General features: G+C 64.4%; 2 protein-coding genes. Both read left to right on the plus strand.

What is annotated here, in order from left to right:
* On the plus strand, positions 1-275 hold a 275-nt coding region (locus F2B26_RS16600; RefSeq protein ID WP_201292807.1), incomplete at its 5' end, for an MreC domain-containing protein.
* On the plus strand, positions 275-705 hold a 431-nt coding region (locus F2B26_RS16605; RefSeq protein ID WP_159811187.1), incomplete at its 3' end, for a rod shape-determining protein MreD. The genes F2B26_RS16600 and F2B26_RS16605, both read left to right, overlap by 1 nt.

Genomic DNA, 705 nt, shown 5'->3' on the forward strand with positions numbered 1-705 from the left:
CAGAAGGTCGCGGTGACAGCCTGGTCCGCATTCGACTCATCAATCTGGGCATCAACCCGCTGGAGCCGGGGGACCTTTTCGTCACCTCCGGCGCAGGCGGCTATTACCGCCCCGGCGTGGCGGTCGCGATCCTGACCGAAAAGACCGATGACGGCGGCCTGGCTCGCATCGTCAGCGATCCCGCTGCGACCGATTTCGTCGCCATCGAACCAATATTCGAGCCTGATGCCGTGGTCGCACTGCAGACACCGGTGGAAGCGGAGCTGTCGGACTGATGGAGCGGCTCAACCCGCGATCACGCAGCGACGCCTACGGCAACCGCATCAACCGTTCGCACTCGACTGTCGTTGCCAATGTCCTTCCCTGGGCAAGCATCATGGCAGGATCGATCCTGCCGGTCTTCATGATCGCGACTGCCCTGCCGATGATGCCGCCGCTGGGCTTCCTGCTGTTCCTCGGCTGGCGGCTGGTGCGACCCGGCCTCCTGCCGGTCTGGGCCGGCCTTCCGCTCGGCATGTTCGACGATCTCTTCAGCGGGCAACCCTTGGGGTTCGGGGTTCTGGCGTGGTCGATGGCCATGATCGCGGTGGAGGTCATCGAGACGCGTTTCCCATGGCGCGCCTTCTGGCAGGACTGGTTCACCGCCGGTATATTGATGACGGTCTATCTGGCAGGCGGCTGGCTGTTTTCGGGAGCCACGCCGAC

The organism is Cellulomonas citrea, from assembly GCF_009829685.1.
GTDB classification, from domain to species: Bacteria; Actinomycetota; Actinomycetes; order Actinomycetales; family Cellulomonadaceae; genus Cellulomonas; species Cellulomonas citrea.